Below are 20,013 nucleotides of genomic sequence, written 5' to 3'. Positions count from 1 at the left end.
TGCTTAGCGGAGAGATTAGAAAAATGGCAAAAGTAATCGGTATCGATCTGGGGACCACCAACTCCTGCGTCGCCATCATGGACGGCAAGGAATCGAAGGTCATCGAGAATGCGGAAGGCGCGCGAACGACCCCATCCATCGTCGCCATCAACAGCGACGGCGAGCGCCTCGTCGGCCAGCCGGCCAAGCGCCAGGCGGTCACCAATCCTGAAAACACCATCTTCGCGGTCAAGCGCCTGATCGGCCGCCGCTATGACGATCCGGTTACGGAAAAGGACAAGAAGCTTGTCCCCTACCAGATCGTCAAGGGCGACAATGGCGACGCCTGGGTCGAGGCCGGCGGCAAGAAGCAGTCGCCCAGCCAGATCTCGGCAATGATCCTGCAGAAGATGAAGGAAACGGCGGAAGCCTATCTCGGCGAGAAGGTCGAGAAGGCGGTGATCACCGTTCCGGCCTATTTCAACGACGCCCAGCGCCAGGCCACCAAGGATGCCGGCAAGATCGCCGGCCTGGAAGTGCTGCGCATCATCAACGAGCCGACCGCGGCCGCACTTGCCTACGGCCTCGACAAGAAGGAAGGCAAGACCATTGCCGTCTATGACCTTGGCGGCGGCACGTTCGACATTTCGGTGCTCGAAATCGGCGACGGCGTGTTCGAGGTGAAGTCGACCAATGGCGACACCTTCCTCGGCGGCGAGGATTTCGACATGCGTCTGGTCGAATATCTGGCGGCCGAGTTCAAGAAGGAACAGGGCATCGACCTGCGCAGCGACAAGCTCGCGCTTCAGCGCCTCAAGGAAGCGGCCGAAAAGGCCAAGATAGAGCTGTCGTCGACGACGCAGACCGAGATCAACCTGCCCTTCATCACCGCCGATGCCACCGGCCCCAAGCACCTGACGCTGAAGCTGACGCGGGCGAAGTTCGAGAGCCTGGTCGAGGATCTCGTCCAGCGCACGATCGAACCCTGCAAGGCGGCGCTCAAGGATGCCGGCCTGAAGGCCGGCGAAATCGACGAGGTCGTCCTGGTCGGCGGCATGACCCGCATGCCCAAGATCCAGGAGATCGTGAAGCAGTTCTTCGGCAAGGAGCCGCACAAGGGCGTCAATCCGGATGAGGTCGTCGCATTGGGCGCCGCCATCCAGGCCGGCGTGCTGCAGGGCGACGTCAAGGACGTGCTGTTGCTTGACGTGACGCCGCTGTCGCTCGGCATCGAGACGCTGGGTGGTGTGTTCACGCGGCTGATCGAGCGCAACACGACGATCCCGACCAAGAAGAGCCAGGTGTTCTCGACTGCCGAGGATTCACAATCGGCCGTGACCATCCGCGTCTTCCAGGGCGAGCGTGAAATGGCCGCCGACAACAAGGCGCTCGGCCAGTTCGACCTGGTCGGCATTCCGCCGGCGCCGCGCGGCGTGCCGCAGATCGAGGTCACTTTCGACATCGACGCCAACGGTATCGTCAACGTCTCCGCCAAGGACAAGGGCACCGGCAAGGAGCACCAGATCCGCATCCAGGCGTCTGGCGGCCTTTCGGACGCCGACATCGAGAAGATGGTGAAGGACGCCGAAGCCAATGCCGAGGCCGACAAGAAGCGGCGCGCGTTGGTCGAGGCCCGCAACCAGGCCGAGGCGCTGGTGCATTCCTCGGAAAAGTCGCTGAAGGAATATGGCGAGAAGGTTTCCGAGGCCGACCGCACGGCGATCGCCGATGCGATCGCGGCGCTGAAGACCGCTGCCGAAGGCGACGACGCCGCCGAGATCGAAGCCAAGACGCAGGCGCTCGCCGAAACCTCGATGAAGCTCGGCCAGGCCATGTATGAGGCTTCGCAGAAGGAAGCTGCGGAAGCTGACGCCAAGGCGGACGCCGCCAAGGACAGCGACGTGGTCGACGCCGACTTCGAGGAAATCAACGAGGACGACGACAAGAAGAAGTCGGCCTAAGCGGCCTGCCGGCAGGTTTAGGCGCATGACCCCGAAATCGGAATCGATTTCCGGAAAGGATCATGCGCAAAAATCAAAGTGCTATAGCGTCCTTTGCGTGTCCAACAGGACGCGCGGCGCTGTAGTAAAGCCCGGCGTAAAGCCGGGCTTTTTTGCCACTCTGGCCGAAAAAGTGCGTGCCTGATCGAAAAAGTGCGGGCAAGCCCGTGTCAACACTGGCATCCCGGCTCCATCGCACCTAAATCGGAACAGCGTGCCGGCGAACGACGCAAAGTGCTTCAAGACGTTGAATATCCGGACTGCGGGAAAAGATGAAACCTGATTTCTACGAAACGCTGGGCGTGCAAAAGGGGGCCGACGAGAAGGAGCTCAAGAGCGCTTTCCGCAAGCTGGCCATGCAGTTCCACCCCGATCGCAATCCCGGCGATCATGCCTGCGAGCACAAGTTCAAGGAAATCAACGAAGCCTACGAGACGTTGAAGGATCCGCAGAAGCGGGCGGCCTACGACCGTTTCGGCCACGCCGCCTTCGAACAGGGCGGCATGAACGGCGGCGCACACGGCTTCGGCGCCGGCGGTTTCGCCGACATCTTCGAGGATATTTTCGGCGACATGATGGGCGGGCGTCAGCGCCGTTCGTCAGGCGGACGCGAGCGCGGTGCAGACCTGCGCTACAATATGGAAATCACGCTGGAGGAGGCGTTTGCCGGCAAGACGGCGCAGATCCACGTGCCGGCATCGATCTCCTGCATGGAATGCTCCGGCAGCGGCGCCAAGCCCGGCACCCAGCCCGTCACCTGCTCGATGTGCAACGGCCACGGCAAGGTGCGCGCCACGCAAGGCTTCTTCTCGATCGAGCGCACCTGCCCGCAATGCCAGGGACGTGGCCAGACCATCAAGGAGCCGTGCGCGAAATGCGCCGGCCAGGGCCGCGTCACCGAGGAGCGCTCGCTGTCGGTCAACATCCCGGCCGGCATTGAGGACGGCACCCGCATCCGCCTCGCCAATGAGGGCGAGGCCGGCCTGCGCGGCGGCCCGTCGGGCGATCTATATATTTTCCTGGCGGTCAAGCCGCACGAATTCTTCCAGCGCGACGGCGCCGATCTCTACTGCAAGGTGCCGATCTCAATGACGACGGCTGCCCTTGGCGGTTCCTTCGAGGTGACGACGCTGGACGGCACCCAGACGAAGGTCAAGGTGCCGGAAGGCACCCAGAACGGCCGTCAGTTCCGCCTCAAGGGCAAGGGCATGCCGGTGCTGCGCCAGCACAATGTCGGCGATCTCTACATCCAGACCGCGGTCGAGACGCCGCAGAACCTATCCCGCCGCCAGCGCGAGCTGCTGGAGGAGTTCGAGCAGCTTTCCTCGAAGGATAATTCGCCGCAGTCGAGCGGCTTTTTCGCCCGCATGAAGGACTTTTTCGAGACCTTCAGCGAGCGCTGATGGCGACTCTCGCCATTCGGATGTAGAATACAGCCGAGCGGAAGCTCCCCTAGCGTCATCAACACCTTATACCGGCGTCCGCCTTGCCTTGAAGCCCGTAGCTGCTAAGTAGCCACTCGGGGGACCGTTCAGGAGAACTTGCATGGCACATGGTCCCGGACTGCGAAAGACGCTGGCAGAGAAGTTCGACGACGAACTGAAGTTCTTCAAGGGCTGGATCGACAAGCCGAAGGCGGTCGGTTCGATCGTGCCGACCAGTTCCATCACGGCCCGCAAGATGGCCTCCGTCGTCAACCCGATGTCGGGCCTGCCGGTGCTCGAAGTCGGGCCCGGCACCGGTGTCATCACCCGAGCCATCCTCGCCCACGGCGTAAAGCCTGAAAATCTCTACGCAGTCGAATACTCCCCCGATTTCGTGCGCCATCTGCGCCAGCTCTATCCCGGCGTCAACGTCATCGAGGGCGATGCCTTCAATCTCGATGCGACACTCGGCGACAAGAGCGGCCTGACCTTCGATTCGGTCATCTCCGGCGTGCCATTGCTCAATTTCCCGGTCGAACAGCGCGTCGCCTACGTCGAAAGCCTTCTCGACCGCATCCCGACAGGCCGCCCGGTCGTGCAGCTGACCTACGGCCCGCTGTCGCCGATCCCGCCCGGCCGCGGCGACTACACGGTCGAGCATTTCCATTTCGTCATCCGCAACATCCCGCCAACGCAGCTTTGGATCTACCGGCGTGGGGCGCATTAGCTTCTCCGCGCAAAGCCGTTCGGCGATTAGTGGAAACGCGCGTCACTTCGTCATCCAAGGGAGCGTAGCGACGCAGCCCAGACCCGAGAATCCATGCCGGGACATCTGAGCACCGCAACGGTACAGAAGTCTGCTCCGCGGCACTCCGCGGCCAAGGTCGCGGAATGGATCCCAGGGTCTCCGCGACGGAGCTTCGCCCAGGGATGACGAAGTTGGCGTTGATTTGACAGATCCCTGGCTGTACCTGTCCGGGAACAAGGGGGCCCGATGGCAGTGATCGCGAAAATTCTCGTCTTCGCCGGTTCGATTCGCTCTGGCGCCTACAGCGGCAGGACCGCCGATGTGGCGCAGAAGGAACTCGCCCTGCAGGGCGCCGAGGTGACCCGCATCTCGCTTGCCGACTATCCGCTGCCGATCCTCGACGAGGACCTGGAAAAGGAGAAAGGCATTCCCGAGAACGCCATCAAGCTTGCCCGGCAAATCGCGGCCCATGACGGGCTGCTGATCGCGACGCCCGAATATAACGGCTCGATCCCGCCGCTGCTCAAGAATACCATCGATTGGGTGAGCCGGGTGCGCACGGATGACGGGCGGTCGTTCCGGCCGTTCACCGGCAAGCCCGCCGGCCTTTGTTCGTCTTCCAAAGGACATTTCGCCGGGGTACGCTGCATCAACCATCTGCGCGCCGTGCTGGTGCGCTGCCAGATGGAGGTGGTGACGCCGGAGTGCTCTGTCCCGGAGGGCGGCAACGCCTTCGACGAGGACGGGAATTTCAGGGACGAGCGACTGCACAGATCGATGGAGCACCTATGCCGCACGCTGATCGAAACCTCGCGCCTGCTGTCGACGCGGATCGAGGCGTGATCCAGGAGCGCGCCAGCACCATGCAAGACAGGCTGATCGTCGGCCTCGACGTGCCGACGCTGAAGGACGCCGAGACGGTGGTGCGCGAGCTCGACGGGGTCGTCTCCTTCTACAAGATCGGCTATCAGCTCGCCTTCGCCGGCGGCCTCGACTTCGCCCGCGAGCTCGCCAGCGGCGGCACCAGGATCTTCCTCGACATGAAGCTGCTCGACATCGACAACACGGTAGCCAAGGGCGTCGAGGCCATTGCCAGGATGGGCATGACCATGCTGACGCTGCACGCCTATCCGAAGACGATGAAGGCAGCGGTCGCGGCCGCCAGGGGCAGCGATCTCTGCCTGCTTGGCGTCACCGTGCTGACCTCGATGGACGAGCAGGACGTGATCGACGCCGGTTATGAGCATGACCCGCATACGCTGGTGCTGAGGCGCTCCGAGCAGGCGCTGCATGCCGGCATGGGCGGCATCGTCTGCTCGGCCGAGGAAGCGGAGGCAGTGCGCCGGATCGTCGGCCCCAACATGGCCGTCGTCACGCCGGGGATACGGCCCAAGGGCAGCGACCATGGCGACCAGAAACGCGTCGTCACGCCGGCGCAGGCGATCCGCAACGGCTCCAGCCATCTCGTCGTCGGCCGGCCGATCGTCAGCGCCGCCGACAGGCGAGCGGTCGCGGAAGCAATTCTTGACGAAATGCGCTCGGCCTAACAATTCGGAGAACAAGCATGCCGAAGGGATACTGGATCGCCCGCGTCGATGTGCGCGATGCGGAAGGCTACAAGGACTATGTCACTGCCGCCAAACCGGCTTTCGATCGTTTCGGCGCCGTTTTCCTGGCACGAGGCGGTGCGCATGAAAAAGCAGAAGGGCCGGGCCGCGACCGCAACGTGATCATCGAGTTTCCGTCATTGGCTGCGGCGCACGATTGCTATCACTCGCCCGAATACCAGCGCGCCGTCGCGATCCGGCAGAAGGTGGCCGACGGCGAGATCGTGCTGGTCGAAGGGGTTTAGTTCAGCGGCCACCGCCGTGGCGTGCATAGTCATTTGGAACCGTCGCGAACGTGCCCGCGGCGTTCAGATCGAATGCAGGATGTAAAGCTTGCGCGTTTTCTCATGGATGGTCCATTCGCCCTCCCAGCCAAGCGGCAGGACGAGCAATTCGCCGGGTCCGACATCTTTGGCTGCGCCACCAGGACCGTGCAGCGTCACGCGGCCGGACACGATGTGGCAGATCTCGGAATTCGTCTCGCGGCGCGCGGTGAACCGGCCTTGCGAACATTCCCAGACACCGACTTCGATCTTGCCATCCTCCGACGTCCAAAGCGTGTTGGCTGCTTCCAGCTGATCGCCTTCCAGCGAGGTGGGTTTCGGCTGGGGCTCACCGAGGTCGATATGCGCCAGGTGGGCGAAGGTCTTGAAGTCCATCATTGCTAAATCCTCGAAGTGATGCGGGTCAGTGCCCGGTGATGCGATCGGCCAGGGCGGCCAGCCGCGACGTGCGCGGCAGCCCCTTTGCTTCCCGCTCGTCGGCAATTCGATAGAGCTGATACATCGAATGGACGCCAAGCCAGCGCAGCGGCTCTGGCTCCCACTTGCGCACGGTTCGATTGACCCAGGGAAGCCGCGTCAACTCGGTGTCGTTGCCCAGCAGCAGATCGCGCAGAGTGCGCCCTGAGAGGTTCGAGGTGGAAACGCCGAGGCCGACATAACCGCCGGCCCAGGCTATTCCGGTGTGCCTGTCAAAGCCCACCGTCGTGCACCAGTCGCGCGGCACGCCCAGCGTTCCACACCACGCGTGGTCGAGCTTGAGCCCCTTGGTCTGCGGCAGAAGCGTCGTCAGGATTTTATGCAGCTTGTCGATCGTCGCCTGCTGGGTGACGCCTCGAACGTCGGTCTTCGAGCCTAACCGATAGGGCACCCCGCGCCCGCCCATGGCAATGCGTCCTTCCCGGGTGCGCTGGGCGTAGCAGTAAGTGTGCGCGGCGTCGCCGAGCACCTCGTAGCCATCCCAGCCGATTTCGCCCCACAGCTTGTCGGAAAGCGGCTCGGTGACCACGATGGCGCTGTTGAGCGCCAACCACAGTCTTTCGTGGCCGGCGATTCCCGCGGTAAAACCCTCGGTCGCCCGCACGATCTTTTCGGCTCGCACCACGCCCCGGTTGGTTGCGACCGTGCCCTTCTCGATCGACAGCACGGTCGTCTGTTCGTAGATCGGGACGCCGAGCCGCTCCACTGCCCTGGCGAGCCCCTGCACCAGCTTTGCGGGCTGAATCCGCGCAACCTTCTTGATGACGAAGGCGCCGCGGGCGTTGTGTACCGCTATGCGCCGACGCATCTCGGCTGCATCGATATACCCGACGCGCTCGTCGGTCAGCGCCCAGGATCTGGCATGGGCATACATCGCCTTGGCGCGCTGCTCCTGCGCCTCGTTGGTTGCGACCAGCAGTTCGTCGGTGCGACGAATGTCGGCGTCGATGCCTTCAGCTTCCGCAACCGATATGATCTCGTTCACCGTGCCCGTCATTGCCGCCTGCATGGCGATGACTGCAGCGCGCGAGGTTGCCTCCTCATATTTTTCGCGCGACCAAGAGAACCCGCCGGACAGCCAGCCGCCATTGCGCCCCGAAGCACCGAAGCCGGCGAACTCCTTCTCGATGACGACAATATTGAGATGCGGGGCTGCCTGCTTCAGATAATAGGCGGTCCAAAGGCCGGTGTAGCCGGCCCCGACGATGCAGACGTCGGCCACGATATCGCCCTGCAGCGGCGGCCGATAGCCGGGCACCCCGCCGATGTCGGCATACCAGAATGAAACGTCGCCGTTCTTCTTCACGTCCATTGTCGCGATTTCCCAGACAGGATTTTAGGTCAGCGTGAAATCGGCGTTTTCGTCGTCGGCCAGCAGCTTCACGTCGCTGCCCGCGAATACGAGGTCGACCTCGTCGCCGATGGCGAAGGTCTCGGCCTCCAGCGTCGAGCGCACGATCGCCTTCGAGGTGTCGGCCAGCACGACCTCGTATTTAGAGCCAGATCCGAGATAGATGGCCTCGCCGATGCGCCCGGGCAGGGTGTTTCGATCTTGTCCGCCCTTTCCCCGCCTGGCGAGGCTCAGCTTCTCCGGCCGCAGCAGCATCACCGGCTTGGCGCCGTCGGCAAGGCGTTTGGCGGCGGCCACGTTCCGTCCGGCTACGTCGATGGCGGTCTCGTTGCCGGAGGTGGAGGCTGCACCACGCAGTATCGTCGAGTCGCCGACGAACTTTCCGACGAACAACGTCTCGGGCTCGTCGTAGAGTTGGCGACCGGTGCCGATCTGCTCGATGCGTCCCTGGTTGAACACGGCGATGCGGTCCGAGAGGACCAGGGCCTCCTCCTGATCGTGTGTGACGTAGACGAAGGTGGTGCCCAATTCCCTGTGGATCCGTTTGATCTCGAGCTGCAGCCATTCACGCAGCTTCTTGTCGAGTGCGCCGAGCGGCTCGTCCATCAAGAGCAGCGGCGGGTCGAATACGATGGCACGCGCCAGCGCGACGCGCTGCTGCTGTCCGCCGGAGAGCTCGCTGGGGAAGCGGTGGCCGAAATCGGCCATCCTCACCATGTCCAGCGCCTTGCGCACCCGGGCCGCGCGATCGGGATTGGCGATGCCGCGCAGGGTCAGCGGATATGCGACGTTCCTGCTCACCGTCATATGCGGGAACAGCGCGTAGTGCTGGAAGACGACGCCGATATTGCGTTTGTGCGCCGGTACGCCGATGACGCTTTTGCCGCCGACGTCAAGTGAACCCGAGCTGACTTCGGTGAAGCCGGCGATGACGTTGAGTGTGGTCGTCTTGCCCGAACCGCTGGGTCCGAGCAGCGTCATGAACTCCCCCGGCTCGATGCGCAGCGAGACCTTGTCGAGGGCGATGAAGCTGCCATAGTGTTTGCTGACGGATTTGAGATCTATGGCTGCGCCGCGGGTCGATGGTGAGTCCATGTCAACGTTTTCCCTGTCTCGAACCGATCAGCAGCCCCGCCCCGATCACTAGCGACGTCACGATGAAGAGCAGCGTGCCCACTGCCGCAACGGTGGGGTCGGCGTCCCGGGTGATGCTCGAGAATATCTGGACCGGCAGTGTCTTCAGATACGGGCTGGTGATGAACAGCGCGACGATGATCTCGTCGAATGAGGTCACGAACGCAAACAGCAGTCCCGACAGGATGCCCGGCGCGATCAGCGGCAAGGTCACCGTCCTGAACGCCGTCAGCCGGGTCGCGCCGAGGCTGGCCGCAGCAGTCTCAAGCCGTTTGTCGAAGACTTCCAGGCTGGCGGAGACGGCGATGATGACGAAAGGAACGGCGAGCATCGTGTGGGCCAGCACGAAGCCGGTCATGGTGCCGACCAACCGCGTATCGAGATAGACCGCGTAGATTCCGACGGCGAGCACCACCCCCGGCACGACCATTGGCGTGATCAGCAGCGCGCGCAGCACGCCGCTGACGCGACTTTTCATGCGGTCGAGGCCGAATGCCGCCAGCGTGCCGATGACGGTGGCGAACAGCGCCGTGACGACGGCGACCTTGAGCGAGCCGACCAGGCTCGCCGACCATTCGGGGTTGGTGAAAAAGTTCTGGTACCACTGCCAGGAAAAGCCGGATGGCGGAAAGGCCAGCGACTTCTTGTCGTTGAACGACATCGGCACGACAACGATTGTCGGTGCGACCAGCCAGACCGCTACCAGCAGGCAGTACAGACCGAGCAGGATTCGACCGGGCTGTTTCATCAGCGCCTCGAGCCCGTCTTGTACGGTTGACGCGACAGCGGCGCTGCGAGCGCGAGCAGGACGAAGGTCGCGATCAACAGCACCACACCCATCGCACCGCCGCGGCCCCAGTTGAGCAGGCTGAGCACCTGGTTCTGGATCAGGGTCGAGAGCATGGTCGATCGCGGACCACCGAGCAGCGCCGGGGTGATGTAGAAGCCGAGTGCAAGAATGAAGACGATGATGGCGCCCGCGTAGACGCCCGGAAGCGAGAGCGGCAGATAGACCTGGGCAAAGGCGCGCGCCGGGCTCGCGCCGAGGCTCCGTGCCGCCTGCATGAGCCGCAGGTCGATCGTCTTCATCACCGAATAGAGCGGCAGGATCATGAACGGCAACAGCACCTGCGCCATGCCGATCACCACGCCTGTCTGCGTGCGGATCAGCTTGACCGGGCTGAGGCCGACTGCCCTGATGACGGAGTTGATCACGCCGGAATCCTGCAGCAGGATGACCCATGCCAGAGTGCGCACCACGCCGCTCACCCAGAACGGCACCAGCACGCACAGGATGAGGACGAGCCGCATCCTGGGTCCGACCGCGGTCATCACATAGGCATAGGGATAGCCGGCGATGAGACATACCAGCGTAGCCCAGGCGGAGATCGCGAAGGTCCGCTGAAGCACCGTCAGATTGACCGGTGTGCCGAAGAACCACGCATAGTTCTGCCATCCCCATTGCGGCTCGGAAAAGCTGCGCAAGGTGACGATGGCGAGCGGCAGGCCCAGGCAGATGACGAGCAGCAGCAGCGACGGCGCGACGAGCCAGAAAGCCTGTCCACGAAACCAGCGCCGCCGGCCGTCTGCCGCGACAGCCGGAACAGTGTCCCGGCTGTCGATTGCTCTCGTTGCCACGGCGGCGGACCTAATTGCCGGCCATCAACCCGTTCCACTTTTCGTTCGCCACCTCGAAGTTCTCCACCCAGAACTTGATGTTCTGCTGATAGCCAAGCTTCAGCTTGTCCGGCGTGTTGGTCATGAACGCCGCGGTGATCTCGTCCACTTCGGGCTTCGCGTCCTTGTGGATCGGGGTATACGAGGTGGTTTTTGCAAGCGTCTCCTGCGCGCTCTTGCCGAGGTAGGCGTTGATCAGCGCATGCGCGGCGTCGGGGTCCTTGACGCCCATCGGAATGGTCATCTGATCCATCACCACCAGCCAGTCCTGCCACGCCGGCGTGTACTTCGCGCCGTTCTTCACCGCGGTCATGGCACGTCCGGTCCACATCGCGATCATGTCGGCTTCGCCGGATTCGGCGAGCTGCTGGGAATCGGCGCCGGTCTTCCAGAAGATCGTGTCCGGGCCGAGCGATTTCACCTTCTCGATAGCCTTGTCGATATCGGCAACGGTCATGTTTTCGACCGACCCGCCGGCGGCGAGCAGTGCCTGCTCAATCATGCCGCCGGACAGATCGCCGCTGCCGTCCAGGGCGCGCGAGCCCGGGAATTTCTCGATGTCGAAGAAATCCTTCCAGTTCTTGGGCGGGTTATCCTTGTACTTTTCGGTGTTGTACATCAGCACCACGCCATAGTTCATGGCCGGCACGCTGCATTCGCTGATCTGGCCCTCCGGAATGTTGGACGTATCGATCTTTGAGAAGTCCAGCTTCTGGAACAGCTTGCCGCAATAGACGTAGGGCGGGAAATCGCCGGTATCGACAACGTCCCAGGTGACATTGCCGGACTCGACCTGCGCCTGCAATTTCGAGATCTCGGTTGGCCCGTCGCTGAGCAGCGTCACGCCTGATTTGTCGACGAACTCTTTCAGCGCAGCGATCTGACCATCCTGATAAATGCCCCCATACGAGACGAAGGTGAGCGTCTTGCCCTTCAGCGAGCCCTCTGCTACCTCGCCCGCCACCGGCTTGCTCTGCGCAAGCGCTGATGTGGTGATCATCAGCAGCCCGAGCGCGGCCACCTGTCCGATCTTGGTCTTCATGTTTTATCTCCCATTTATGTGCGCCCGCATTAGTTCGGTCCGTCCGGCTGCGAGCCTTGTCCGGGCGTGTATCGATTGAGTTCCGCCGCGCCACTGGTCGGGGGCGCGATGATCCAGAGCACCTGCGCCGGCTTCTTGCCGACATTCTCTGTACGATGCGGCGTCGAGGTGGCGTATTCGATGCTGTCGCCTTCGTTCATGACGAAGCGCTCGTCTGCCAGCGTCAGCTCGACTGTTCCCTTCAGGACGACGAACATCTCGTGCTTGCCGCCATGCGTGTAAGCTTCGTCGCCGGTCGAGCCGCCGACGTCGAACTCCCCCGAATAAACTTCGAATTCATGGATCGGCCGCCGCGACAGCAACGTCTTTCGGCAACCGTGGCTGATCGGCAGCAGGGGGCGGTCGGCTCTGGTAAGCACCTTGTGGAACCCGCCTTCAGTCTGCTCGAACAGGTCGTTGATGCCGAGATCCAAGGCTGCCGCGATCCGCATCAGGGTGCTGGCACTGGCGCCGCTCAGATTTCGCTCGAGCTGGCTGATGAAGCTCGCCGTCGTGCCGACCATGTCAGCCAGCTGGCGAAGCGAAATGCGTCGGGCCGTGCGAATGGCCTTGATCCGGCCGCCGACATGCTTGGCCTTGCCGGCTTCCGTCGCCGCCAGCGCGGCTACCTCCGGGAATGTCGCAGGGTCGACTTTCACCGAGTGCCTCCTTCACTTAACACCTTATTAAGTGGAGTGTCGAAGCGCAAGCCGTTTGTCGAGGCACGGTCCTGGCCCGTCGGCGCGGCTGCGTACGCGGGCGCTGCTCATTTCATGGGCGAGGCGAAAAAACGGCTCGTGGCGGTCGCGGCCATCGCATCGGCGAGGCCCATCCCCCATTGCGTGCGGCAATAGGCGCGGAAATCGAAGCAGGGCAGGCCCGGGCAGACCTCGAACTCGATGAGGTGGATGCTATCGTCGGCTCCGATCCGGAAATCGACGGAAAACACATCCCGCAGGCCAAGCCCGGCGATCAGGCTTTGCGCGATCCGTCGGATCCTTGCATCGGCTCGCGGCTGGCTGGCGGCAACCGGCAGCAGCACCGGCTCGGCATATGTTCCCGCCGCCCTGGCAGCCTCGCCGGTGTCGCCGTAGAGCGCCAGGCTGTCTTCCATTGTCTGGAAATCACTTCCCGACTCGACAAAGACGATGCCGAGCGCTTCGACGCCGGTGTCCGGCTTCAGACCGAGAAAACTGGCGCGCGCATTGCGCCCGGTGACGTAGGGCTGCACGACGACATCATCGCGATAGGCAGCGAAGACGCGCCGGCTAAGCTCAAGCGCGTGGCCGAGATCTCTGCTGCGCGAATCCGGCCAGATGCCAATCTTGGCGCCAAGCCGGCTCGGCTTGACGAACCAGCCGGCTGGCGAGGCCGGTGGCTCGACCAGCCAGCGTCCGTCGCGGGCCAAACCGGATTGCGGCACCGGCAGGCCGAGTGCGCTGAGCACGGCGCCGGAGCGGAATTTGTCCTGGCAGAGTGCAAACAGCGCATCATCGGCGCCGAGCAGCTTCAGGCCGTTCAGCCTTGCCAGCGCCGGCGCCGCACCGCCGCGGAAATAGGCGATACCGTCGGTCAGCGTCCACACCAGCGTCGTCTTCGGATCCTCACCGGCTAGCACGTTTGCGGCATCGTCGAGCGTCACCGGCGCGAAGGACAGGCCGCGCGTCTGGCAGGCTGCGGCCAGCGCGTCGAACTCGGGGGCGATGTCGGTCGATTGCGCCAGATAGGAGGCGATTTCGGCTGCGTGCGCCGGCACGTGGCCATCGGCAACCAGCCGCTGGAAGCAGGCGTTTTCCGGCTCGTAGACTAGGATCAGCTTCGGCCTGCGGCTTGTCATGGCATCAACGATTCCTGGCGATGAACGGGCCTGGCAGCGCGACTGCCTACCATCGCATGGCAAATGTATCAGGCTTTCGCGAAATCGACGTCAGCCTAGCCAATCAGCACGCGCGGCTCGAAGCGGCCGTTGACCGGAATGTCGAGCAGAAACGTCATGCCGGCTTGCGGGTCCAGCAGGCGCTGTTTCTTATCCTTGCCCGACCAGGCGGAGGTGACCGCCAGCCGGTCGGCATTCCTGCCGACAAAGGCCGGGCAGGACGGCTGCGTCACCGGCATCGCGACCGAACGGATGAGCTTGCCGTCAGGCCCGTAGCCTTCGACGACGCTGCCGCCCCAGCAGGCGTTCCACAGGACACCGTCGCGATCGAGCACCGAACCGTCGATATAGCCCTTGGCCTTGCGGTGATCGACGAAGATTTTTGGCTCGCCAGCCGGCAGGCCGGTCGCCGGATCGCAGCCGACGCGCATCAACAGGCCGGTGCTGGTATCGGTGTAATGGGCAACGGTTCCATCTTCGGAAAAACAGATCGAGTTCGACACCGTGATGTCTGAATAGAGCCGGCGCAATTCACCCCTGAAGAACCAGTAGATCGAACCAGCGGCCTTTGCCTCGCCCTTGCCCATCGTGCCGACCCAAAAGGCGCCGCAGGGATGGACGCGCGAATCGTTCGAGCGCGTCGCCGGATTGTCGGCCTCGATGACCGTATGCAGCGTCATTTTGCCGGTCGCCACGTCGCGGACATGCAGGCCGGTTTCGGTGGCGATCAACTGTCTTTTGTCGTCGACGACGGCGATCGCGCTGGCCATTTGGCCAAGCTCGTGGATTTTGACGGCACCGCCGGACAGGGGCTTTTCCAGAAGCTGGCCGTTGACGATGTCGAACCAGTAGAGTGTTTCGGTGGCGGGGTCATAGCTCGGGCCTTCGCCGAGTTGACAGACATGGTCGGAAAAAACCGAAACGATGGCTTCGCTCATGACGCTGCTCCAAACGCTGCGTCCCAGGCCGCGACTGCGGCCTGCGCCCGCGTTGCCACCTCGTCGACGCTCATACCAGGCTTGAACAGGCTGGAGCCAAGGCCGAAGACGCTGACACCGGCCGCCTTGTAGTCGGCAAAGTCCTTCTCCGACACGCCGCCGACCGCGCCGACCAGCGTCTCAGCCGGCAAAACGGCGCGCATCGCCGCGATCCCGGCCGCGCCGAGCACGCTGGCTGGGAAGAATTTCAGCGCCGAAGCGCCGAGCCCGATGGCCTGGAAGGCTTCGGTCGGCGTGAATACGCCCGGCATCGTCACCATGCCGTAATTCATGGCGCGACCCATGACCTCGGCATCGATGTTGGGGCTGACCAGCAGCCGCCCGCCGGCCTTGTTCAGTCCGTCGACATCGGCTGCGGTCAACACAGTCCCCGCGCCGACCAATGCCGTCGCCGGCAGCGCCTCAACAATTCTCGCGATGGAGACAAACGGATCCGGCGAATTGAGCGGCACTTCGATCGCTTCGATGCCGGCCTCGAAGATCGCCCGGCCGACGGCCACCGCCTCGTCCGGCTTGAGGCCGCGCAGGATGGCGACAAGCCCGCGCTCGAGCTTCGGAAACGATGCGGTCTCGGTCATGCGGCAACTCCGCTTCCAGCAATCATGCCATTTTTGCGCGCCGCCTCGATGAGGCCGGCACGCACCGCCTCGTCGGCATCGACGGCTCTCACCGCAAGCCCGGCAAGACCGAGCGCCTCAGTGTAGAGGGTGCCGAGCGCGCCGGATGCGACCAGCACGATCGACGCCGCGCCTTTTCGATAGCGGCGGCTGGCCGAGGCGATCTCGCCGCCGATCAGCAGGCCGGACAGGCACGCAGCGGCATCGTCGGGTTTCAGGTCCTGCAATAGGCCCGCAGCGCGGATCGAGAACAGCCTCGATGTGACATCGCCGCCCTCGGCCAGCGCGATCTCGCACCAGCGCTGGAAAAACGGATTGCCTGGTGCAACCGGCTTGGGCTGCTCGCCCAGCGAATGGCGCAGGATCGAATGCGCCGCCAGCACCGAAAACAGCTCGCCGGTCGGCCAGGTGCCAAAACCGGCAACGGCGCCGTCCTCGACCAGCACCCATTTGGAGTGGGTGCCGGGCATGCAGACGAGATGGCGGCTTGTTGCCGGCAAACCGGCGCCGGCAAGCTGCGTTTCCTCGCCGCGCATGACGTCAGGCGCGTCGGCCTGGCGCTGGGCAAGGCCCGGCACGATGCGGATGTCGCGGCGCTGCCCGGGAACGCGCGCAGCACCGGCAAGGATGGCGCCGATCGGCGCCGGCACGCTGACATAGGGCGCCTCCAGCCAGCCCTGGCGCGAGCCGGCCATGCCGCAGATGATCACGGGCATCGTTTTCGGCGCGCCCATCGCCGCCAGATGTCCTTCGAGGATGGTCGAAAACCCGGCCGCCTGCGCGGTGATCAGCCCGTCGTCGCCGCGACGCTCGGCGAGGACATTTCCGGCCTCATCGACCAGCCAGACCCTGAGACGGGTGGTGCCCCAGTCGACGGCGGCCACAGAAGGCACGTTGCTCGCTGAATTCACAGGAAGCCCCCGTCGACGATCAGCATCTGTGCGGTCAGCATGCGCGAAGCGTCCGACGCCAGGAACAGCACCGTGCCGACGACGTCTTCCGGCTGCATCACCTGCTTGATGCATTGCTTGGCCACGTGGGCGGCGAGCGCCTGTTCGGTGACCCAGAGCTGTTTCTGCCGCTCGGTGATCACCCAGCCGGGTGCGATCGCATTGACGCGAATGCCGTCGGCGCCGAGCTTGCCGGCAAGCCCCTTGGTCAGGCCGACGATCCCCGCCTTGGCGGCGGTATAGGCCGGCATGTCGGGGTGGTTGATCAGGAACGACGTCGACGTGAAGTTGATGATCGAGCCGCCGCCGGCGCGCTTCATGCCCGGCGCCACCGCCTGTGCGGAGAAGAAATGCGGACGCAGGTTGACCGCCTGGTTGTTGTCCCAGAACTCCACGGTGACGTCTTCCACCGCGTGGCGATCGTCAAGTGCTGCATTGTTGACCAGCACGGTGACGTCGCCATGCGCCTCTGCCGCCCTGGCGGCCGAAGCCCGCAGCGCCTCGACGTCGCGTATGTCGGTCTTGAGATAGAGGGGGCGGCGGCCGAGATCCTTTTCGATGCGATCGGCCAGCGCCAGGCTCGGGCCGTCGGCGATGTCGATGAAGGCGACCTTTGCCCCCTGGCGGGCAAAACCCTCGGTCAGCGCCGCGCCAATTCCGGAGCCGCCGCCGGTAATCAGCACCGAAGCGCCCTCAAGGTCGGCAAAGCGCGCCGATGGCATCTTTTTTCTCCCATGCTCAGTCGGCGCGCATCCTAGCCAGCCCGGTCGGGGGAGCAAGTGCGAAAAACCGAATCCCGAGGCTTATGTCAGACAAAAAGACGATCACGCCCCCGCTATGCCGCGGGCCGGCTATGTCCGGCAGGGAAATGCGATCCGATTGCCTTGGCGCGCAAGGCGCCGTCGAAGGCAATCCTCAAATGTCGCGATTGGCAGATGACGGGCGAAGCTGTACAGGCAAGCAGCCCATCCGATCCGCCGGAGATCCGCCATGCCTCTGAAAATCGCTGTCCAGATGGACCACATCTCCACCGTCTCGATTGCCGGCGACACGTCGTTTGCGCTGTCGCTGGAAGCGCAGCGACGCGGCCACCAGCTGTTCCATTATACGCCCGACCGGCTGTCGCTGCGCGACGGCAAGGTGTTTGCCGGCGTCGAGGAAATGCAGGTCCGCGACGAGAAGGGCAATCACTATTCGCTCGGCGAGAAAGTGCGGACCGACCTGTCGAAGATGGACGTCGTCCTGCTCAGGCAGGACCCGCCGTTCGACATGAACTACATCACCACGACGCATATGCTCGAGTGCATCCATCCCAGGACGCTTGTGGTCAATGACCCGGCCTGGGTGCGCAACAGCCCGGAAAAGATCTTCGTCACCGAGTTTCCCGACCTGATGCCGGAAACGCTGATCACCAAGGACAGCCAGGAGGTTGCCGCCTTCCGCAGGGAGTTCGGCGACATCATCGTCAAGCCGCTCTACGGCAATGGCGGCGCCGGCATCTTCCACCTGCACGAGGCCGATCGCAACCTCGCCTCGCTGCTCGAAATGTTCGGCCAGATGTTCCGCGAGCCCTATATCGTCCAGCGTTATCTGAAGGAGGTGCGAGCCGGCGACAAGCGCATCATCCTGATCGACGGCGAGCCGGTCGGCGCCATCAACCGGGTGCCGGCCGAGCATGATTCCCGCTCCAACATGCATGTCGGCGGCCGCGCCGAAAAAACGGAACTAACGGAGCGCGAACGCGAGATCTGTGCCCGCATCGGCCCGTCGCTGAAGGAGCGCGGTTTTATCCTCGTCGGCATCGACGTGATCGGCGACTACATGACCGAGATCAACGTGACGTCGCCGACCGGCGTGCGCGAGGTAAAACGCTTCGGCGGCGCCGACATCGCCAGCCTGTTCTGGGATGCGGTTGAGGACAAGCGCAAGTAACGTCCCTGCATGCCGGGACGGCGGTGTTCCGGCCCGTAGCCGATGCGACGCCATCAAGGCACAACGTTCGATTGTTCCCGTAATGTTCTTGCCTTTGCGCAAAATCTGTGGTTGTCTCGGATGACGCCGTTCGCGGCATGATCGCATGGGCTTGGGCGAGCCCATGTCCGGGGGCAGAAAAATGGTTGCGCGGGTCCGCACGGTCGCTTTCCAGGGCATCGAGGCCGTGCCGGTCGACGTGCAGGTGATGATCGCGCCGGGCAAGGTCAACATGCACATCGTCGGCCTCGGCGACAAGGCGGTGGCCGAAAGCCGGGAGCGGGTGCAGGCGGCGCTGCACGCATCGGGCCTGTCGATGCCGTCGAAGAAGGTCACCGTCAATCTGGCGCCCGCCGATCTGCCCAAGGAAGGCAGCCATTACGATTTGCCGATCGCGCTTGGCCTGATGGCGGCGCTTGGCGCCATTCCAGGCGACATGCTGGCCGGCTATGTCGTGCTTGGCGAACTGTCGCTCGACGGCACCATCGCCGCGGTGGCCGGCGCGCTGCCGGCGGCGATCGGCGCCAATGCCGAAGGCAAGGGCCTGATCTGCCCTTTCGCCTGCGGCCCGGAAGCGGCGTGGGCCGGCAAGGATTTCGACATTCTGGCGCCGCGCAGCCTGATCGCCATCGCCAATCATTTTCGCGGCACGCAAGTGCTGTCGCGGCCGGAGGCCGGCATCCATGCCTCGGCGCGCGACCTGCCGGATCTTGCCGACATCAAGGGCCAGGAGACCGCCAAGCGGGCACTCGAAGTGGCGGCGGCCGGCGGCCATAACATGTTGATGATCGGTCCGCCAGGATCGGGAAAATCGATGCTGGCGCAGCGGCTGCCGTCGATCCTGCCGCCGCTGGCGCCGAGGGAATTGCTCGAAGTGTCGATGATCGCCTCGGTGGCCGGCGAGCTTGGTGAAGGCAAGCTGACCGACCGGCGGCCGTTCCGCGCGCCGCACCATTCGGCCTCAATGGCGGCGCTGGTCGGCGGCGGCCTGCGCGTGCGGCCGGGCGAGGCCTCGCTAGCCCACCACGGCGTGCTGTTCCTCGACGAGTTCCCCGAATTCTCGCCGCAGGCGCTCGACGCGCTGCGCCAGCCGCTGGAGACCGGCGACTGCATGATCGCCCGCGCCAATCATCGCGTCACCTATCCGGCGCGCATCCAGCTGGTCGCGGCGATGAACCCGTGCCGCTGCGGCATGGCCGGCGAGCCGGGCTATCGCTGCCTGCGCGGCGACCGCTGCCGCACCGACTACCAGGCGCGCATATCAGGCCCGCTGCTCGACCGCATCGATCTCCGGATCGAGGTGCCGGCGGTCTCGGCCAGCGATCTGATCCGGCCGGACCGGGCGGAGAAAAGTGCCGATGTGGCGCTGCGCGTGGCCCGCGCGCGGACAACCCAGCGCGAACGTTTCGAGCGGCTCGGCGCGACCTCCGTCACCACCAACGCGCACTGCTCCCCCTCTGTCATCGAGGAGATCGCGATGCCGGATGCATCAGGCCTGTCGCTGCTCAGGGATGCCAGTGAAAAGCTCGGCTTTTCGGCGCGGGCCTATCACCGGGTGCTGAAGGTGGCGCGGACATTGGCCGATCTCGAGGCCAGCGAGACTGTCGGCCGCATCCATCTGGCCGAGGCGATTTCGTACCGCATGAGCTCGGAGCGAATGGCGCAGGCGGCGTGACGTTCCCCTCCCCCTTGAGGGTCCCTTGAGGGCATATGCGCTAAGATAGGTGTTGCAGTGGGGAATCGGCTGTGATTCTACGCTGCAATGACTCACGAATCGCTTGTAGATGACGGCTGGGCCGAGACGATTGAGCTTCTCGGTGGTGAAGAGTTGATCGCGGG

20 protein-coding genes are annotated in these 20,013 nt (G+C 64.1%); 8 read left to right on the top strand and 12 right to left on the bottom strand.

The features are described 5' to 3' along the window. Positions 1–23 precede the first annotated feature (23 nt). From dnaK to AC0L18_RS24940, 6 genes are all read left to right on the top strand, one after another. Positions 24–1,940: a molecular chaperone DnaK gene (dnaK, locus tag AC0L18_RS24965; RefSeq protein ID WP_091591896.1), complete on the top strand. Its 1,917-nt coding sequence runs from the start codon at positions 24–26 to the stop codon at positions 1,938–1,940. A gap of 311 nt (positions 1,941–2,251) precedes the next feature. Continuing rightward, positions 2,252–3,382 carry a molecular chaperone DnaJ gene (gene dnaJ / locus AC0L18_RS24960; protein ID WP_287175751.1) on the top strand — a complete coding sequence of 377 codons (1,131 nt, stop codon included), beginning with the start codon at positions 2,252–2,254 and terminating at the stop codon, positions 3,380–3,382. A gap of 142 nt (positions 3,383–3,524) precedes the next feature. Beyond that, positions 3,525–4,130: a phospholipid N-methyltransferase PmtA gene (gene pmtA, locus AC0L18_RS24955; RefSeq protein WP_027154687.1), complete on the top strand. Its 606-nt coding sequence runs from the start codon at positions 3,525–3,527 to the stop codon at positions 4,128–4,130. Between the two features lie 267 nt (positions 4,131–4,397). Further along, positions 4,398–4,994: an NADPH-dependent FMN reductase gene (locus AC0L18_RS24950; protein WP_287328641.1), complete on the top strand. Its 597-nt coding sequence runs from the start codon at positions 4,398–4,400 to the stop codon at positions 4,992–4,994. Between the two features lie 20 nt (positions 4,995–5,014). Next, positions 5,015–5,698, top strand: a complete 684-nt coding sequence (gene pyrF / locus AC0L18_RS24945) for an orotidine-5'-phosphate decarboxylase (RefSeq protein WP_091592414.1) — start codon at positions 5,015–5,017, stop codon at positions 5,696–5,698. Positions 5,699–5,715: 17 nt separating this feature from the next. After that, complete coding sequence (locus AC0L18_RS24940; RefSeq protein ID WP_091591899.1) at positions 5,716–6,003, top strand: DUF1330 domain-containing protein; 288 nt, start codon at positions 5,716–5,718, stop codon at positions 6,001–6,003. 63 nt (positions 6,004–6,066) lie between these two features. On the opposite strand, the gene AC0L18_RS24935 is transcribed toward AC0L18_RS24940, so the two are convergent. From AC0L18_RS24935 to AC0L18_RS24880, 12 genes are all read right to left on the bottom strand, one after another. Next, the gene (locus AC0L18_RS24935) at positions 6,067–6,420 is read right to left on the bottom strand and encodes a cupin domain-containing protein (protein WP_473494607.1); all 354 of its coding nucleotides are present in this window, start codon (positions 6,418–6,420) and stop codon (positions 6,067–6,069) included. A 25-nt stretch (positions 6,421–6,445) separates the two neighbouring features. Next, a complete protein-coding gene (locus AC0L18_RS24930; RefSeq protein WP_473494606.1) occupies positions 6,446–7,831 on the bottom strand; it encodes an NAD(P)/FAD-dependent oxidoreductase in 1,386 nt (461 codons plus the stop codon). 24 nt (positions 7,832–7,855) lie between these two features. After that, positions 7,856–8,965 carry an ABC transporter ATP-binding protein gene (locus AC0L18_RS24925; RefSeq protein WP_473494605.1) on the bottom strand — a complete coding sequence of 370 codons (1,110 nt, stop codon included), beginning with the start codon at positions 8,963–8,965 and terminating at the stop codon, positions 7,856–7,858. A gap of 1 nt (position 8,966) precedes the next feature. Continuing rightward, positions 8,967–9,752 (bottom strand): ABC transporter permease, encoded by a 786-nt coding sequence (locus AC0L18_RS24920; protein WP_027154694.1) that lies wholly within the window; start codon positions 9,750–9,752, stop codon positions 8,967–8,969. After that, positions 9,752–10,642 carry an ABC transporter permease gene (locus tag AC0L18_RS24915; protein WP_473494604.1) on the bottom strand — a complete coding sequence of 297 codons (891 nt, stop codon included), beginning with the start codon at positions 10,640–10,642 and terminating at the stop codon, positions 9,752–9,754. The genes AC0L18_RS24920 and AC0L18_RS24915 overlap by 1 nt, the downstream gene beginning before the upstream one ends. Positions 10,643–10,652: 10 nt before the next feature. Then, on the bottom strand, positions 10,653–11,723 hold the full coding sequence (locus AC0L18_RS24910) for an extracellular solute-binding protein (RefSeq protein WP_473494602.1): 1,071 nt from the start codon (positions 11,721–11,723) through the stop codon (positions 10,653–10,655). A 29-nt stretch (positions 11,724–11,752) separates the two neighbouring features. Next, the gene (locus AC0L18_RS24905; RefSeq protein WP_473494601.1) at positions 11,753–12,421 is read right to left on the bottom strand and encodes a helix-turn-helix domain-containing protein; all 669 of its coding nucleotides are present in this window, start codon (positions 12,419–12,421) and stop codon (positions 11,753–11,755) included. 107 nt (positions 12,422–12,528) lie between these two features. Then, entirely contained in the window at positions 12,529–13,599 is a 1,071-nt protein-coding gene (locus AC0L18_RS24900) for a D-alanine--D-alanine ligase family protein (RefSeq protein WP_473494600.1), read from the bottom strand. A gap of 95 nt (positions 13,600–13,694) precedes the next feature. Then, positions 13,695–14,576, bottom strand: coding sequence for an SMP-30/gluconolactonase/LRE family protein (locus AC0L18_RS24895; protein WP_473494598.1), 882 nt, complete (start codon positions 14,574–14,576; stop codon positions 13,695–13,697). Continuing rightward, complete coding sequence (locus AC0L18_RS24890) at positions 14,573–15,214, bottom strand: 2-dehydro-3-deoxy-6-phosphogalactonate aldolase (protein WP_473494597.1); 642 nt, start codon at positions 15,212–15,214, stop codon at positions 14,573–14,575. The genes AC0L18_RS24895 and AC0L18_RS24890 overlap by 4 nt, the downstream gene beginning before the upstream one ends. Beyond that, positions 15,211–16,164: a 2-dehydro-3-deoxygalactonokinase gene (locus AC0L18_RS24885; protein WP_473494596.1), complete on the bottom strand. Its 954-nt coding sequence runs from the start codon at positions 16,162–16,164 to the stop codon at positions 15,211–15,213. The genes AC0L18_RS24890 and AC0L18_RS24885 overlap by 4 nt, the downstream gene beginning before the upstream one ends. Then, positions 16,161–16,925, bottom strand: coding sequence for an SDR family NAD(P)-dependent oxidoreductase (locus AC0L18_RS24880; RefSeq protein ID WP_473494595.1), 765 nt, complete (start codon positions 16,923–16,925; stop codon positions 16,161–16,163). The genes AC0L18_RS24885 and AC0L18_RS24880 overlap by 4 nt, the downstream gene beginning before the upstream one ends. 268 nt (positions 16,926–17,193) lie before the next feature. On the opposite strand from AC0L18_RS24880, the gene gshB reads away from it, so the two are divergent. Together gshB and AC0L18_RS24870 are read left to right on the top strand one after the other, a co-directional pair. Then, positions 17,194–18,135 (top strand): glutathione synthase, encoded by a 942-nt coding sequence (gshB, locus tag AC0L18_RS24875; RefSeq protein ID WP_473494594.1) that lies wholly within the window; start codon positions 17,194–17,196, stop codon positions 18,133–18,135. Positions 18,136–18,316: 181 nt separating this feature from the next. Continuing rightward, complete coding sequence (locus AC0L18_RS24870) at positions 18,317–19,849, top strand: YifB family Mg chelatase-like AAA ATPase (protein WP_023801437.1); 1,533 nt, start codon at positions 18,317–18,319, stop codon at positions 19,847–19,849. Positions 19,850–20,013 lie beyond the last annotated feature (164 nt).

The organism is Mesorhizobium sp. WSM4819, assembly GCF_055811215.1.
The sequence above is the reverse complement of the archived record's forward strand: the minus strand, read 5'-3'. Positions and strand labels throughout refer to the sequence as shown.